Origin of the sequence: Streptomyces sp. NPDC058195 (genome assembly GCF_042883525.1) — a bacterium.
Classification (GTDB): domain Bacteria; phylum Actinomycetota; class Actinomycetes; order Streptomycetales; family Streptomycetaceae; genus Streptomyces.
Map to the genome: position 1 here is coordinate 62,494 of NZ_JBHVVM010000024.1, position 15,591 is coordinate 78,084.

The 15,591-nt window shown below is 70.6% G+C and carries 14 protein-coding genes and 3 tRNA genes; 8 read left to right on the forward strand and 9 right to left on the reverse strand.

Features of this window, described 5'->3' with window-relative positions; translation table 11 throughout:
• The first annotated feature begins 207 nt into the window (after nucleotides 1-207).
• On the forward strand, nucleotides 208-1,671 hold the full coding sequence (locus ACFVWY_RS26240; RefSeq protein ID WP_389876779.1) for a N,N-dimethylformamidase beta subunit family domain-containing protein: 1,464 nt from the start codon (nucleotides 208-210) through the stop codon (nucleotides 1,669-1,671).
• A gap of 259 nt (nucleotides 1,672-1,930) precedes the next feature.
• The gene (locus ACFVWY_RS26245) at nucleotides 1,931-2,842 is read left to right on the forward strand and encodes a phosphoribosylaminoimidazolesuccinocarboxamide synthase (RefSeq protein ID WP_389876781.1); all 912 of its coding nucleotides are present in this window, start codon (nucleotides 1,931-1,933) and stop codon (nucleotides 2,840-2,842) included.
• Nucleotides 2,843-3,004: 162 nt separating this feature from the next.
• Here ACFVWY_RS26245 and ACFVWY_RS26250 read toward each other — a convergent pair.
• From ACFVWY_RS26250 to ACFVWY_RS26285, 8 genes are all read right to left on the reverse strand, one after another.
• Nucleotides 3,005-3,077 (reverse strand) — tRNA-Gly (locus tag ACFVWY_RS26250).
• A gap of 22 nt (nucleotides 3,078-3,099) precedes the next feature.
• Nucleotides 3,100-3,711 (reverse strand): response regulator, encoded by a 612-nt coding sequence (locus tag ACFVWY_RS26255; RefSeq protein ID WP_389876782.1) that lies wholly within the window; start codon nucleotides 3,709-3,711, stop codon nucleotides 3,100-3,102.
• The gene (locus ACFVWY_RS26260) at nucleotides 3,708-5,087 is read right to left on the reverse strand and encodes a sensor histidine kinase (protein ID WP_389876784.1); all 1,380 of its coding nucleotides are present in this window, start codon (nucleotides 5,085-5,087) and stop codon (nucleotides 3,708-3,710) included. The genes ACFVWY_RS26255 and ACFVWY_RS26260 overlap by 4 nt, the downstream gene beginning before the upstream one ends.
• Before the next feature lie 12 nt (nucleotides 5,088-5,099).
• Nucleotides 5,100-5,927 (reverse strand): ABC transporter permease, encoded by an 828-nt coding sequence (locus ACFVWY_RS26265; protein ID WP_389876786.1) that lies wholly within the window; start codon nucleotides 5,925-5,927, stop codon nucleotides 5,100-5,102.
• Nucleotides 5,924-6,868, reverse strand: a complete 945-nt coding sequence (locus ACFVWY_RS26270) for an ABC transporter ATP-binding protein (RefSeq protein ID WP_389876787.1) — start codon at nucleotides 6,866-6,868, stop codon at nucleotides 5,924-5,926. Before ACFVWY_RS26270 ends, ACFVWY_RS26265 begins: the two co-directional genes overlap by 4 nt.
• A 227-nt stretch (nucleotides 6,869-7,095) precedes the next feature.
• Nucleotides 7,096-7,168: transfer RNA gene (locus ACFVWY_RS26275), tRNA-Gly, on the reverse strand.
• Nucleotides 7,169-7,266: 98 nt separating this feature from the next.
• Nucleotides 7,267-7,338, reverse strand: a tRNA-Gly gene (locus ACFVWY_RS26280).
• 132 nt (nucleotides 7,339-7,470) lie between these two features.
• Complete coding sequence (locus tag ACFVWY_RS26285) at nucleotides 7,471-7,806, reverse strand: Lsr2 family protein (protein ID WP_389876789.1); 336 nt, start codon at nucleotides 7,804-7,806, stop codon at nucleotides 7,471-7,473.
• Nucleotides 7,807-8,255: 449 nt separating this feature from the next.
• Between ACFVWY_RS26285 and purS the strand changes: the two genes are divergently transcribed.
• From purS to purL, 3 genes are read left to right on the forward strand one after another with little or no spacing between them, the layout of a single operon-like run.
• The gene (gene purS / locus ACFVWY_RS26290) at nucleotides 8,256-8,516 is read left to right on the forward strand and encodes a phosphoribosylformylglycinamidine synthase subunit PurS (RefSeq protein WP_176729353.1); all 261 of its coding nucleotides are present in this window, start codon (nucleotides 8,256-8,258) and stop codon (nucleotides 8,514-8,516) included.
• Complete coding sequence (gene purQ / locus ACFVWY_RS26295) at nucleotides 8,513-9,193, forward strand: phosphoribosylformylglycinamidine synthase subunit PurQ (RefSeq protein ID WP_389876791.1); 681 nt, start codon at nucleotides 8,513-8,515, stop codon at nucleotides 9,191-9,193. Before purS ends, purQ begins: the two co-directional genes overlap by 4 nt.
• Nucleotides 9,190-11,439 (forward strand): phosphoribosylformylglycinamidine synthase subunit PurL, encoded by a 2,250-nt coding sequence (gene purL, locus ACFVWY_RS26300; protein WP_389876792.1) that lies wholly within the window; start codon nucleotides 9,190-9,192, stop codon nucleotides 11,437-11,439. The genes purQ and purL overlap by 4 nt, the downstream gene beginning before the upstream one ends.
• A 134-nt stretch (nucleotides 11,440-11,573) precedes the next feature.
• Here purL and ACFVWY_RS26305 read toward each other — a convergent pair whose 3' ends face one another.
• Complete coding sequence (locus tag ACFVWY_RS26305) at nucleotides 11,574-13,136, reverse strand: MFS transporter (protein ID WP_389876794.1); 1,563 nt, start codon at nucleotides 13,134-13,136, stop codon at nucleotides 11,574-11,576.
• A gap of 121 nt (nucleotides 13,137-13,257) precedes the next feature.
• Between ACFVWY_RS26305 and ACFVWY_RS26310 the strand changes: the two genes are divergently transcribed.
• From ACFVWY_RS26310 to ACFVWY_RS26320, 3 genes are all read left to right on the forward strand, one after another.
• A complete protein-coding gene (locus tag ACFVWY_RS26310) occupies nucleotides 13,258-13,896 on the forward strand; it encodes a TetR/AcrR family transcriptional regulator (protein WP_389876795.1) in 639 nt (212 codons plus the stop codon).
• Between the two features lie 29 nt (nucleotides 13,897-13,925).
• Nucleotides 13,926-14,726: a sterol carrier family protein gene (locus ACFVWY_RS26315; protein ID WP_389876797.1), complete on the forward strand. Its 801-nt coding sequence runs from the start codon at nucleotides 13,926-13,928 to the stop codon at nucleotides 14,724-14,726.
• A 109-nt stretch (nucleotides 14,727-14,835) separates the two neighbouring features.
• Complete coding sequence (locus tag ACFVWY_RS26320; protein WP_389876799.1) at nucleotides 14,836-15,369, forward strand: META domain-containing protein; 534 nt, start codon at nucleotides 14,836-14,838, stop codon at nucleotides 15,367-15,369.
• The last annotated feature ends 222 nt before the right edge of the window (nucleotides 15,370-15,591 follow it).

The window sequence follows — 15,591 nt, forward strand, 5'->3', positions numbered from 1 at the left end:
GCTGACAGTCGGCGCACCGCTGTTGGCGTACCGATGACGCATGACCACCGACGATCGCCCATCGGCCGTCGGCTCGATCGTCCTTCGGCTCCATCGGCCGTCGGCTCGGTCATCGACCATCGACCCTCGGCTCGCTCATCGGCCGTCGGCTCGATCGCGCATCGGATGTCGACTGTTGTCCCGGGGGACTCGAGGGAGGGAATCGGTATGGGGGCGGAGCACATTCGGCGGTGGGAGTCGGGTGCCCTCGCGCACGCCGTCTCCGATCCTTTCGGCCAGGGCCCCCTGCCCTGGCTGCGCGGCAGCGAGAACTACTTCGACGACACCGGGCACGTCGTCCCCTGGTACGCCGACCCCGCCCTGGGGCGCGGATCCACCGACGGCGGCACCCGAACCGCCGACGATGTGCACCGGCAGATCAAGGGCTTCACCTCCACCGGCGCCGCGTCCCCCGGAGAGGCGATCGACTTCCACATCACCGTGGACCCGCCACAGCAGTTCTCCGTGGACATCTACCGCATCGGCCACTACGGCGGTGACGGCGCCTGCCAGATCACCACGAGCCCCCGGCTCTCCGGCATCGTCCAGCCCGCGCCGCTCACCGCCGACCGCACCGTCTCCTGCCACCACTGGTGGCAGTCCTGGCGGCTCCAGATCCCGAGTTACTGGTCGATCGGCGCGTACGTCGCCGTGCTCACCACCGCGGACGGCTACCGCTCCCACATCCCGTTCACGGTCCGCGACGACCACCCGGCCGACCTGCTGCTGGTCCTGCCGGACATCACCTGGCAGGCGTACAACCTCTATCCGGAGGACGGCCACACCGGCGCCAGCCTCTACCACGCCTGGGACGAGGCGGGCGGACTCCTCGGCGAGGAGGACGCCGCGGTCACCGTCTCCTTCGACCGGCCGTACGCCGGTGCCGGACTGCCGCTCCACGTCGGTCATGCCTACGACTTCATCCGCTGGGCCGAGCGGTACGGCTACGACCTCGCGTACGCCGACACCCGCGATCTGCACGCGGGGCGCGTCGACCCGGCCCGCTACCGGGGCCTGGTCTTCCCCGGCCACGACGAGTACTGGTCGGTCCCCATGCGCCGTACCGCCGAGCGCGCCCGCGACGGCGGCACCTCGCTGGTCTTCCTCTCCGCCAACACCATGTACTGGCAGGTCAGCCTCTCCCCCTCGCCGTCCGGCGTGCCCGACCGCCTGCTCACCTGCCGCAAACGGCGCGGCCCGGGAAAGCCCGCGCTCTGGCGCGAGATCGACCGCCCCGAGCAGCAGCTGCTGGGCATCCAGTACGCGGGCCGGGTGCCCGATCCGCACCCCCTGGTCGTACGGAACGCCGAGCACTGGCTCTGGGAGGCGACCGGCGCCGGCGAGGGCGACGAGCTCGACGGCCTGGTCGCGGGCGAGGCCGACCGCTACTTCCCGCGCACCCTGCTCCCCGAGCACGAGAGCCGCATCCTGCTCGCCCACTCCCCGTACGTGGACAGCGACGGAGCCCGACGCCACCAGGAGACCTCCGTGTACCGGGCGCCGTCCGGCGCGATCGTCTTCGCCTCGGGCACCTTCGCCTGGTCACCGGCGCTGGACCGCCCCGGCCATGTGGACCCCCGCATCCAGCGGGCCACCGCCAATCTCCTCGACCGCATCTGCAAGCGCGACTAGGGTCTTTCGTTTGGATCAGGCTGGATCAGGGAGCGGGGGCTGGTGCGTGCAGCTGCAAGGCGGAGGAAGGAGCCGACGCGGAGCGTCGGTGACTGACGACAACGCGGCAGATGTGCGTGCCAGCCCCCGCGAGCCCGGCATGATCCAAACGAGAGGCCCTAGAGGCCGCCGCTTCCGCGAGGCGAGCCCCCGCGCCGCGCCGCCGTGCCCGATACGGGAGAATCGGAATGACTCCTGGATCAACCTACGCGGAGGCAGCGTGTCCGGATTTGTAGAAAAGCCCGAGCCTGTGCAGGTGCCGGGGCTCACCCACCTGCACACGGGCAAGGTGCGCGACCTGTACCGGAACGCGGAGGGCGATCTCGTCATGGTCGCCAGCGACCGTATCTCCGCGTACGACTGGGTCCTGCCGACCGAGATCCCGGACAAGGGCCGTGTGCTCACCCGGCTCTCCCTGTGGTGGTTCGACCAGCTCGCCGATCTCGTGCCGAACCACGTGCTGTCCACGGAGCTTCCCGCCGGGGCCCCCGCGGACTGGGCGGGCCGCACCCTGGTCTGCCAGTCGCTGCGCATGGTGCCGGTCGAGTGCGTCGCCCGTGGCTATCTCACCGGCTCCGGGCTCGCCGAGTACCGGGAGTCCCGCACGGTCTGCGGTCTCGCCCTGCCCGAGGGCCTCGTCGACGGCTCCGAGCTCCCTGAGCCGATCTTCACGCCCGCCACCAAGGCCGCCGTGGGCGACCACGACGAGAACGTGAGCTTCGAGGAGGTGGCCCGCCAGGTCGGCACGGACACCGCCGCGCTGCTGCGCCGCACCACGCTCGACGTCTACGGCAGGGCCCGGGACATCGCCCGCGAGCGCGGCATCGTCCTCGCCGACACGAAGTTCGAGTTCGGCTTCGCCTCCACGGCCGACGGCGGCGAGGAGCTGATCATCGGGGACGAGGTCCTGACCCCGGACTCCTCGCGCTTCTGGCCCGCGGCCACCTGGGAGCCGGGCCGGCCCCAGCCCAGCTACGACAAGCAGTTCGTACGCGACTGGCTGACCTCCCCGGCCTCCGGCTGGGACCGGAAGAGCGAGCAGCCGCCCCCGGCCCTGCCCCAGGAAATCGTGGACGCGACCCGGGCGAAGTACCTGGAGGCGTACGAACTCCTCACCGGCACGTCCTGGTAGGAGCGCCCGGCGGGTGCTCCGCCACATCGGCGGGTGCTGCGTGGTTCGGCGGGTGTTTCCCGGGACACGGAGCACCCGCCGCGGAGCACCCGCCGGAGGCGGCACATCCGCCGCAACACGAAGAAGCCCCCGGCCAAAGGCCGGGGGCTTCTTGCTGAACCGAGCGGACGACCAGGTTCGAACTGGCGACCTCAACCTTGGCAAGGTTGCGCTCTACCAACTGAGCTACGTCCGCAAGCGCCGAAGCGCGAGACCTACTATACCCATCCCCGCTGCCGTGCGAGACGCACAGCGGCATGCCGGTTCTCCGTGCCGAGCTTCGAGGCGGCCGAGGAGAGGTAGTTCCGCACCGTTCCCTGCGAGAGCGAGGCCCGCTCAGCAACCTCCGCGACGGGCGCCCCGTCCGCCGCCAGCGCCAGCACCTCAGCCTCGCGCGCGGTCAGCGGAGAGTCCCCCGCGGAGATGGCGTCAGCGGCCAACTCCGGGTCCACGTAACGGTTTCCGGCATGTACGGTGCGGATGATCCCGGCCAGCTGCCGGGCACTCACGGTCTTCGGCACGAAGGCCCGTACGCCCGCCGCGAGGGCCCGTTTGAGGTGTCCGGGCAGGCCGTGACTGGTCACGATCATCGTCCGGCAGTCGGGCAGCTCGGACCGCAGCGATGTGGCGACACTCACACCGTCGACGCCCGGCATCTCCAGGTCGAGCACCGCCACATCGGGCCGGTGGGCCCGCGCCATGGCCAACGCCTCCGGGCCGGTCGCCGCTTCCGCGACCACCACGAGGTCGTCCTCCAGCGCCAGCAGCGCGGCCAGCGCACCCCGGATCAGGTGCTCGTCGTCGGCGAGCAGCACCCGTACGGTCGTCATCGTTCTTCCTCCTGGAGCACGGGCGCCTGCTCGGCGGCGGCGGGCTCTCCGCCACGGGCGGCGGGCACCACCAGGGCGGGCGATTCCACCGGGCCGGGTGGGATCGTCGCGGTGAGCGGGATCGTCGCGGTGAGCCGGAACAGGCCGTTCCCGGCCGGGCCCGCCTCCAGCGAGCCATCGAGCACACGCAGCCGCTCCCGCAGCCCTGCGAGCCCAGAACCCCCGGGAACGGCTCCGGCGCCCGCCCCGGCCCCCTGGGCCTCCCCCCTGACGCCCTCGCCCCCTTCGATTCCCGCCCCGTCGTTCTCCACCCGCAGCACGGCCGCGCCTTCCGAGGCGCTCAGCCGGATCGTGCAGCGGCGCGGGTCGCCGTGCCGCAGCACATTGGTCGCCGCCTCGCGCACGACCCAGCCCAGTGCGGACTGCACAGGGACGGGCAGCCACTCGCCGGACTCCCCCGTCACCTCGCACTCGATCCCGGCCGCGCTCAGCACCCCGCGGGCACCGGCCAGTTCCGTACTCAGATCGGCCTCCCGGTATCCCCGTACGACATCGCGCACCTCCTGCTGCGAGGTGCGCGCTATCCGCTGCACCTCGACCATCTGGTCCACCGCCTCCGGCCTGCCGCGCTGGGCCAGCTCCACGGCCAGCTCGCTCTTCAGGGCGATGACGGCGAGATTGCGGCCCAGCACGTCGTGCAGGTCCCGTGCGAACCGCAGCCGCTCCTCGGCGACCGCGAGCCGGGCCTGGAGGTCCCGGGCGTCCTCCGCCTGCCACATCACCTTCAGGCTCCAGGCGCTGGGCCGCACCGAGATCAGCACGAGCACACTGCCGAAGAGCGAGGTCGGCACCACCCCGGCCAGCACCGCGCTCCGCACCCCGGCCACGGCGAAGGCACCGATGCCCAGGGCTGCGAAGGCCAACGACTGGATGAGGAAGGTGCGGGCCGGGGCCAGCAGCGTCTGCGTGATGGCGAACGCGATCGGCGCGTTCATCGTCATGAGGAGCAGCCCGGCGTCGCTCACCCCGCCGATCCCGGTCAGCGCCGCCAGCAGTCCCAGATTCACCAGCAGCAGGATCAGCGGCGGAAGCTGGCGCTTCCCCGGGAAGACACCGACGCCGAGATAGTGCGCGTACGACAGCTCCACATTGCGATTGCTGAGCAGGCACTGCGTCAGGGACACGAGCAGCAGTGCCACGCCCAGCGCGATCGGCAGCGGCTCGTGGCGGATGTCCGACTTGAAGGTCACCAGCTGCCACGTGAGGGTGAAGAGCCAGGGGATCACCGAGACGGTCAGCCTCGAGTAGAGATCAATCCGCTCCAGCTTGCTGCGCCGCTGCCAACTGCGGCGCCAGCCCCGCACGAACACCGGCACGGCACTCCCCTCTCAACGCCGCGGCTCCCAGCGGAACCGATGCTGCACAGCAAACACGGCGATCACGGTCCAGACCAGCCCGGTCAGCGCGGCCATCAGCAGGTCGGAGCCCCCGGTCCCGCCCAGCCAGCCCGCCCGGACGAGCGTCATCACGCCGGTCACCGGCAGGAATGCGCACACCGCCGCCATCCGATCGGGCAGGACCTCCAGCGGGACGAAGAGTCCCGAACCCATCATCGACAGGAAGAACAGCGGGAGAGTGGTGAGCTGCGAGGTCTGTACGGTGCGGGTCACCACGGACGTCAGCGCGGCCAGTGCCGCCAGCAGCACGACGCCCAGCAGCAGGCCCGCCAGCAGCAGTTCGGGGCGGCGCGGGGCGGCAAGGCCGAAGAAGGCCGTCCCGGCCGCCACGATCACCGCTGCCTGCGCCAGGGCCAGCGCGCCGGACGGCAGGGCCGTGCCGATGAGGATCTCCCGGTCCGTGACCTCGCCGGTCCGCAGCCGCTTCAGGACCAGGTCCTCGCGCCGCGCCACGTAGGCCGCGACCAGGTTCATGTAGACGGCCTGGACCAGCACGATGCCGATGCCGCCGGTGAGCGCCGCCGCGGCGACGTTCAGGCCCGTCCCGTCGAGAACGGACTGCTTGAGCGTCGAACTCATCGCCAGGACCATGGCGGCGGGCATCAGCAGGGCGACGAAGACCGCCGTCCTGTTGCGGACGAGCAGGGCGACTTCGGCCCGTCCCAGGGCGGTCAGCCGGCCCCGGAGCGTGGTGCCGGGCAGGACAGGCGTGGCCGGTGCGGAGACAGCCCCGTTCGATGTGCGGGTCGTGATCGTCATGCCGCTGCCACCTCTTCGGGCTCCGACGCGCTCTGCGCGATGTCGAGGAACGCGTCTTCGAGCGAGGCCGACCGGGCGTCGAGGCCGAGCAGCCGGACGTCCGACTCCCTGGCCCAGGCCAGCAGTTCGTCCAGCGAGTCCTGCAGGCGCTGGGTGCGTATCTCGATCCGGCCGCCCTCGTCGGCGGCCCGCAGCCCCAGCGGCAGCCGGGCCGCCGGTACGCCCTCCGGGAGCCGGAAGCGGATACGGGAGGGGCGGGAGGCCGTCACCTCGGCGGTGGTGCCCGCCGTCACGATGCGCCCCCGGTGCATGATCGCCAGCCGGTCGGCGAGCGACTCGGCCTCCTCCAGATAGTGCGTGGTGAGCAGCACGGTGGTGCCGCCGTCGCGCAGCGCGCGCACCAGTTCCCAGGTGTCGCGCCGCCCCTCGGCATCGAGCCCGGTGGTCGGCTCGTCCAGGAACAGCACCTCGGGCCGTCCGAGCAGGGCCAGCGCCAGATCGAGGCGGCGCCGCTCGCCGCCGGAGAGCTGTTTGACCCGCACCCGCGCCCGGTGGCCGAGCCCGACCAGGCCCAGCGCCTCGGCGACCGGGCGCGCGCCGCTGGTGCAGCCCGCCCACATCCGTATCGTCTCGGTGACCGTCAGGTCGGACGGGAAGCCGCCCTCCTGGAGCATCACCCCGATCCGCGGGCGGACGGCGGCCCGCTCACGGAACGGGTCGTGGCCGAGGACCCGCACCGCACCGGCATCGGGCACGGCCAGCCCCTCCAGCAGCTCAACGGTGGAGGTCTTTCCCGCGCCGTTCGTCCCGAGCAGGGCGAAGAGCTCGCCGCGCGCCACCGAGAAGGAAACGCCGGATACGGCCTCGAAGCCGCCCGCGTAGCGTCGCCGCACGCCGTCTGCCTCGATCACAGGGCTGCCTGAAATCTTGTCGCTGGTCATGTCTCAAGACTTCCGCCGGACCGGCAACGCGCTCAGTGCGGGCTGTCATCACTACCCATGACAAACGTCATGTGACGAGCGGCACAGTCGGGGGAGAAGGTACGAGGTCCGTCCCATGGCCCGCGCCGCATGAACCGCCCCGCAGGAGCCGCACCACGCGGGGCGGCGGATTCGTCCTACGACAAAGGCCCTGGTCGATATCGACCAGGGCCTTCATTTCGATCAAGAGCGGACGACGAGATTCGAACTCGCGACCCTCACCTTGGCAAGGTGATGCTCTACCAACTGAGCCACGTCCGCATTACTGCCGCTCATTGTACTCCCCGAAAGGAGATCCGCTGAGCGGTACGTGCATCACTCTACCCGATCCACCGGAGTGGTCGATAAGAACGATGCAGAGCGGGTGACAGGAATCGCACACTGCGCCTTCCCCCTGGAAGGGGGATGTTCTGCTACTGAACTACACCCGCACGCTACGCGAGGTTCGGCTTTGCGGCCTTGCCCCTCGGCGTGCTCCAGACTTTAGCCGACCTGCGGGGGTACAACGCAAGTCGGTGCCCGCAGGGTGTCGCCGAGGGAGCCTCCGAACCCCGGTGGCGCGGTCAGCTCGCCTCGCGGAACGCCTCGTAGACCTTCTTGGGGATGCGGCCGCGGGCCGGTACCTCCATCCGGTGGGAGCGGGCCCAGGCCCGCACGGCCGCCGGATCGGGGGCGAGCGAGGTGTGCCGGTAGGACACAGGCGTCTTGCCGTGCCTGCCGGCGTTCGTCTGCTTCCGCCCCGCCGCCATGTACGGCGCGAGGACCTTGCGCAGTTTCTTCGCATTGGCGGGATTGAGGTCGATCTCGTACGACTTCCCGTCCAGGGCGAAGGAGACCGTTTCCGCCGCTGCTCCCCCGTCGATGTCGTCGGAGAGCGTGACCACTACGCGCTGCGCCACGGATATCGGTCCTTTCCTACGGTATGGGCACCGTCCTGCGGGCACCGATACCGGCCTTCCGGCTGGTAGGCGGATACGGCGTCGGCGGGCTGCCGACTGTTTAGGGCAATTCTGCATTCCCCGGTAATCATTTGTACAGCGGTGGACGCCGCATTGTGAAGCCCGCACAATTAACTGCGCGTGTCAGCCTTGTATGCGTACCTCGTATGCGTACCTCGTATACGCACCGTCTTCCCATGCGCGCCGCCGACTTCTATGCGCACCACCGGCGGAGATTCTTTTTTTGCGGGACTTTCCCCGCGTGTTGTCGTGTCCGATATCTGGGCGTGATCTGCGCCTCCGGATATCTACCCGCGTAGAATTTCTGGGCAGGTAGGCTGAGGGGACCTGCGGGGGTCTGGGGAGCCCCCCGGAGAAACAGCCGCACCACACCACCACCGGGAGTGCCAGTGGCACGCGTCGTAGTCGACGTCATGCTCAAGCCCGAGATCCTCGACCCGCAGGGACAGGCGGTGCAGCGCGCACTGCCCCGTCTCGGCTTCGAGGGAATCGCGGACGTACGTCAGGGAAAGCGTTTCGAGCTCGAGGTCGAGGGGCCGGTCGACGATGCCGCCCTCAGCCGTATTCATGAGATGGCCGAGACTTTCCTCGCCAACACCGTCATCGAGGACTTCACCGTGAAGGTGGAGAAGGCCGAGGAGTCGAAGTGACTGCTCGTATCGGAGTCGTCACCTTTCCTGGCACGCTCGACGACAAGGACAGCCTGAGGGCCGTACGGGTCGCGGGCGCCGAACCGGTGTCGCTGTGGCACCGCGACAAGGACCTGCACCAGGTCGACGCGGTCATCCTGGCGGGTGGCTTCTCCTACGGCGACTACCTGCGGGCCGGTGCCATCTCCCGCTTCTCGCCGGTCATGGAGACCGTCATCGAGCAGGCGAAGGCGGGCATGCCCGTCCTCGGCATCTGCAACGGCTTCCAGGTCCTGACCGAGGCACATCTGCTGCCCGGCGCGATGCTGCGCAACAACCACCTGCACTTCATCTGCCGCGACCAGAAGCTGCGCGTCGAGAACGCGGAGACGGCCTGGACCTCGGACTACACCGCGGGCCAGGAGATCTCCGTACCGCTCAAGAACATGGACGGGCGGTACGTCGCCGACGAGCGTGTGCTCGACGAGCTGGAGGCGGAGGGCCGGGTCGCCTTCCGCTACCTGGACGTGAACCCGAACGGCTCGCTGCGCGACATCGCCGGCATCACCAACGCCGCGGGCAACGTCGTCGGCCTGATGCCGCACCCGGAGCACGCCGTCGAGCCGCTGATCGGAACCGGCCGCACCGACGGTCTCGGTTTCTTCACCTCGATCATCAAGAAGCTGGTCAACGCATGAGCCTGGATACGGTCAAGCACGCGGCCGAGACCCCGGACACCGAGCAGCCCTGGAAGGAGCTCGGCCTCAAGGAGGACGAGTACGCCCGGATCCGCGAGATCCTGGGCCGCCGTCCCACCGGCGCCGAGCTCGCCATGTACTCCGTGATGTGGTCCGAGCACTGCTCCTACAAGAGCAGCAAGGTCCACCTCAAGCAGTTCGGCGAGAAGGTCCCCGCCAACGACGCGATGCTCGTCGGCATCGGCGAGAACGCCGGTGTGGTCGACGTCGGCCAGGGGTACGCGGTCACCTTCAAGGTCGAGTCGCACAACCACCCCTCGTACATCGAGCCCTACCAGGGCGCGGCCACCGGCGTCGGCGGCATCGTCCGCGACATCCTCGCCATGGGTGCCCGCCCGGTCGCGGTCGTCGACCCGCTGCGTTTCGGCGCGGCGGACCACCCCGACACCAAGCGCGTCCTGCCGGGCGTCGTCGCGGGCATCGGCGGCTACGGCAACTGCCTGGGCCTGCCGAACATCGGCGGCGAGGTCGTCTTCGACGCCTGCTACCAGGGCAACCCGCTGGTCAACGCCGGCTGCATCGGCGTGATGAAGCACGAGGACATCCACCTGGCCAAGGCCTCCGGCCCCGGCAACAAGGTGATCCTGTACGGCGCCCGCACCGGCGGCGACGGCATCGGCGGCGTCTCCGTGCTGGCCTCGGAGACCTTCGAGTCGACCGGCCCGGCCAAGCGCCCGGCCGTCCAGGTCGGCGACCCGTTCCAGGAGAAGCTCCTCATCGAGTGCACCCTGGAAATCTTCGGGGAGAAGCTGGTCGCGGGCATCCAGGACCTCGGCGGCGCCGGGCTCTCCTGCGCCACGTCCGAGCTGGCCTCGGCCGGTTCCGGCGGCATGCGCGTCGAGCTGGACACCGTGCCGCTGCGCGACTCCTCGCTCTCGCCGGAGGAGATCCTCATGAGCGAGTCGCAGGAGCGCATGTGCGCGATCGTCGAGCCGCAGCACGTGGACCGCTTCCTGGAGATCTGCGAGAAGTGGGACGTCATCGCCACCGTCATCGGTGAGGTGACCGAGGGCTCCCAGCTGGAGATCTTCTGGCACGGCGAGCAGATCGTGGACGTGCCGCCGCGGTCCGTCGCCCATGAGGGCCCGACGTACCACCGCCCGTTCGCCCGCCCGTCGTGGCAGGACGCGCTGCAGGCCGATGACGCGGGCAAGCTGGCCCGGCCGTCGAACGGCGCGGAGCTGCGCGAGCAGGTCCTCAAGCTGGTCTCCTCGCCGAACCAGGCGTCGAAGTCCTGGATCACCGACCAGTACGACCGGTTCGTGCAGGGCAACACCGTGCTCGCGATGCCCGAGGACGCCGGCATGGTCCGGATCGACGAGGAGTCGAACCTGGGCGTGGCCATGGCGACCGACGGCAACGGCCGGTACGCCAAGCTCGACCCGTACACCGGCGCGCAGCTCGCGCTGGCGGAGTCGTACCGCAATGTCGCCGCCTCCGGTGCGAAGCCGCTGGCGATCTCGGACTGCCTGAACTTCGGCTCGCCCGAGGACCCGGATGTCATGTGGCAGTTCGCCGAGGCCACCCGTGGTCTGGCGGACGGCTGCCTGGAGCTGGGCACCCCGGTCACCGGTGGCAACGTCTCGCTGTACAACCAGACCGGTGAGACGGCGATCCACCCGACGCCGGTCGTGGCCGTGCTCGGTGTGATCGACGACGTCACCCGGCGCACGCCGGTCGCCTTCGCGGAGGAGGGCCAGCTCCTCTACCTGCTGGGCGACACGCACGAGGAGTTCGGCGGTTCGGCCTGGTCCGAGGTGATCCACGGGCACCTCGGCGGCATGCCGCCGAAGGTGGACCTGGGCCGCGAGAAGCTGCTCGCCGAGATCCTGATCTCGGCCTCCCGCGACGGCATGATCGACGCCGCGCACGACCTCTCCGACGGCGGCCTGATCCAGGCGGTCACCGAGTCCTGCCTGCGTGGCGGGAAGGGTGCCCGGCTGGTGGTGCCGGACGGTCTGGACACGTTCACCTTCCTCTTCTCCGAGTCGGCGGGGCGCGCGGTCGTCTCCGTGCCGCGGAGCGAGGAGCTCCGGTTCAACGACATGTGCGGGGCGCGGGGTCTGCCCGTCTCCCGGATCGGTGTCGTGGACGGCGAGGAGATCGAGGTCCAGGGCGAGTTCGGCATTCCGCTGAGCGAGCTGCGCACGGCGCACGAGGCGACCATCCCGGCGCTGCTCGCCTGACGGCGGTCCGCCCGTGACGACTCGTCCGTAACGGTCCGTTCGTCAGATCTGTTCGTCAGATCTGTTCGTCACGGGGAAGGCCCCGCCCATGCATGGGCGGGGCCTTCCCCGTGTGTGCGCAGCCGTGTCACCGGTCACGCGGCTGCCGGGGCGGCCTGTCGTTCGCCGTCCTTCGCGTCCGCCGTCCCCGCCCGCTCCGTTCCGTCCGGGGCGGGGCGGGACGGCAGGCGGCTCGCCAGGAGCACGGCCAGGAGCATCAGCCCGGTCGCGCACCAGAAGACCACGCTCAACGACGAGACGAAGGCGTCCATCGCCTGCTGGCGGGCATGCCCGGTCAGCCGCTCGATGGTGCTGGTCGTGCCACCCGGGCCGCGGGCCGCGTACATCCTGCTGAGTACGGAGCCGAAGACCGCCGCCCCCAGGGCACCGCCGAGCGTCTGGAAGAACCGGACCCCGGTGGTCGCCACCCCCAGCTGCCCGGCCGGAGCGGTGTCCTGGACCAGCTGGATCAGCTGGCCGACGAGCTGTCCGAATCCGAGGCCCATCAGCAGCAGCATGGCGCGGACCGCCCAGAGGCCGGTGTCCGCGCTGAGCGTGGCGAGCAGGGCCAGCGCGGCGGAGGCGCAGACCGTTCCGCCGATGACGAAGGTCTTCTGTGACCAGCCGGCCGAGGCCAGCCGGTCGGAGAGCAGCCCGACGACCGTCATCCCGATCGCCATCGGGATCAGGAAGAGCCCGGCGGAGGAGGCGGCGACGCCCCGGACGACCTGGAGGTAGATCATCACGTAGATCAGGGAGCCCATCATGGCGGCACCGACGAGGCCCTGGATGGCGAAGCCGTACCGCAGCTCGCGGATCCTGAACAAGGAGAGCGGGAGCACCGGCTCGGCGGTGGTGCTCTGGCGCCGCAGGAAGAGGGCGAGCAGCATGGCGCCTCCCGCGATCAGCCCGACGATCTGCGGGGACGACCAGGCGTAGTGCTCGCCTCCCCACTGGGTGACCAGCAGCAGCACGGTGGAGAAGGCGGCGGCGAGCCCGGCGCCCAGGAAATCGATCGTGCGGCGGGTGGTGCGCGCGGGCAGTCTGAGTACGCGCACCGCGGCGGCCAGGACGGCGAGGCCGACGGGCAGGTTGACGTAGAAGATCCACCGCCAGTCGGCGTGGTCGGCGAGCAGTCCGCCGAGCCATGGCCCGAGCGCCATTCCGGTGCCCGCGACGAGCCCGCCGACGCTCCCGCCCTTGCCGCCTGCCTTGCCGCCCTTGCCGCCTGCCTTGCCGCCCTTGCCTCCGGCGGTCTCAGGGCCCTTGAGCTCACGCAGCACGACCATGGTGACGCTCATCAGCCCACCGCCGCCGATGCCCTGGAGCGCACGTGCGGCGATCAGCTGATCCATGGAACTGGCCATTCCGCAAAGCGCCGAGCCTGCCAGGAAGCAGGTCACGGCCCCGATGAGGACCCTCTTGGCGCCGAGTACGTCGCAGAGCCTTCCGTACAGCGGCAGCGCCGCGGTCGCGGCGAGCTGGTACCCGGCGATCAGCCAGGGGATCTTGTCGACCCCGTGCGCCGGATCGAGATCGCCGACGATCGGCACCGTCGCCGAGGAAACGATGTTCGTGTCGAGCACGGCCAGCAGGATCGTGGCGATACAGAGCGCGAAGCCGACCATGCGCTGACGGCCGGTCATGACTGCGGACATGACGGATTCCCCTCCCCGAGGCGGCTCCGCGCCGCCGTGGTCAGGCACCACCATGGCCCAAGAAATTATATCCAGTCAATAATTACTCCTGTATTAACTTTCATCCTGGTACAGTGACACCATGACCGAGGGGATGAGCCTGCGCGAGCGCAAGAAGCTCCAGACACGCCACCGTCTGCTGGCCGCTGCCACCGAGCTCTTCGCGGAGCGTGGCTTCGACAAGGTCTCGGTCGCCGAGATCGCCGAAGCCGCGGAGGTCTCGAAGATGACCGTCTTCAACTACTTCGCGAACAAGGAGGACCTGGTCCTCTCGCCGATGGAAGAGCACATCGGCGATGTCGCGCGGGTGGTACGGGAACGGGCACCCGGCAGGTCCGCGCTGGTCGCGGTGCGCACGCAGTTCCTGGAGGGCATCGAGCGCCGCGACCCGTCCGTCGGCATGAGCGATCTGCCGGTGGTGCTGCAGGTGCGCCGGCTGATCCAGGAAACCCCGGCGCTGCTGATGCGCGCCCATTCCTTCTCCATGCGTTCCTTCGAACTCCTCGCCGAGGCTCTGGCCGAGGAGGGGCACGAACCGGCGATCGCCCGGATCGCGGCGGCCCAGCTGATCGGCACGCGTAACTCCCTCATCCAGGCGAACCACGCGCGGCTGCTGGCGGGTGAGCCGTCCGACGCGATCGCACCGGAGGCCGCCGCGCTCGCCGTGCGCGGGTTCGCCCTGCTGGCCGACGGACTGGGCGGGTTCGCGATCCGGAAGTGAGGCGGCCGGGCAGCCCGTAGGCTCCCGGCATGCAGCCGTCCCGGAAACGCGCCCGCCGCTACGACCCGGCCAGGACCCGCGCCGCGGTCCTCGCCCAGTTCGCCCAGGTACGGGAAGCCGTGCGCACCCTGACGCCCGAGCAGCTCGCCCGGCCCACCCGGCTCGGCGACTGGACCGTGCGTGAACTGGCCGTCCACCTGACCATGGCGCTCTCCGGCGTCACCCGGAGCCTGGCGCTGCCGGAACCCGCCGCGGCCAAGCCCGGCCTCACCCTCGTCGAGTGGCCCTCGGCGACCGCGGACCGGGCGTCCGGCATCTCCGACGACACCAGGGCCCTCGCTCTGGACCACCCCGGCCTGGACGCGCTGTACGGCGAGGTCGCGGCACGGTTCGAGGAGCTGGTGCCCACGGCCGGCGACGAGCGGCTGGTGACGACGCGGGTCGGGGTGATGCGGCTGGCCGACTTCCTCGTCACCCGCACCGTCGAGCTGGTCGTGCACACCGACGACCTGAACGACGCGACCGGCCTCGGTATCCCGTACGACCGGCAGGCGCTCGCCGCCTGTACCCGGCTGCTCGCCGACGCCCTCGCGCACAAGGCGCCGGGCGGCTCGGTCGAGGTGCGCGTACCGCCGTTCGCGGTCGTCCAGTGCGTACCGGGCCCCCGGCACACCCGCGGCACTCCGCCCAGCGTCGTCGAGACCGACCCCCTCACCTGGATCCGGCTCGCCACCGGGCGTACGCAGTGGGCACGGGCGCTCGACGGGGCGAAGGTCGACGCCAGCGGGGAACGGGCCGATCTCGCCGCGCTGCTGCCCCTGATGGGCTGACGGGAAGCCCGGAAGCAGGGACGGGGGGGGAAGCGCGGAACCGGACGAAGGGCCGCACCGTCCCAGCGCCATGCGGACCCGACGAACAGCCCGGCACCCGCGAGCGGCCGTGACCGCCCTCGCGCCTCTCGCCCTGCTCGCTCTCGCCGCCTGCGGCACAGAGCGTGGCACCGACACCGGGGCGGGCGGCTCCGTCGCCCCCGTCTCACCGCCCCCGGCCCCGCTCACCGGCACCACCTGGACCGTCACATCCCTGACATCCGGCCCGGACGCCCCGGCCTCACCCCTGCCCGCGGACGCGGAGGGGAAGGCCCGGCTCATCTTCGGCAAGGGCGGCTCCGTGCACGGCGTCCTGGGCTGCAACTCGTTCCGCGGCACGGCGAAGATCAGCGGCTCCGTCATCGCCTTCGGCCCGATGGAGACCACCAAGATGATGTGCCCCGCTCCCCGGATGAAGCTGGAGCGAGCCCTGATGGGGGTCCTGGACGGGCTGACGACGTACCGGACCGGCCCGCGCGCCCTCACCCTCACGGCCGCGAACGGCACCGGGCTCGGCGCCGCGGCCAGCACCTCCTCCCCGGCCGGGGAACCCTCCCCGGCCGAAACCCCCGTCACGGCCACGACATCCGTCACCCGCCCCTAGACCCCGCACCCCGGCACCGCAAATCCCCCATCCCGGACATCAGGGTGTGAGGCTCGCCACGAAACGCGCGTTCGGTCGGCTCGTACACAGAACCGCCGCGCGCCTCACCGAGCGCCACCGCCTGACCCATCGACCCTTCGGACCGGGTGGCCGGAACTCGACGGTAACCGGGCGCTGATCCGGGCGCTCGCCGCCCCGTGGCCCGATCCGCCCCTCCCCACG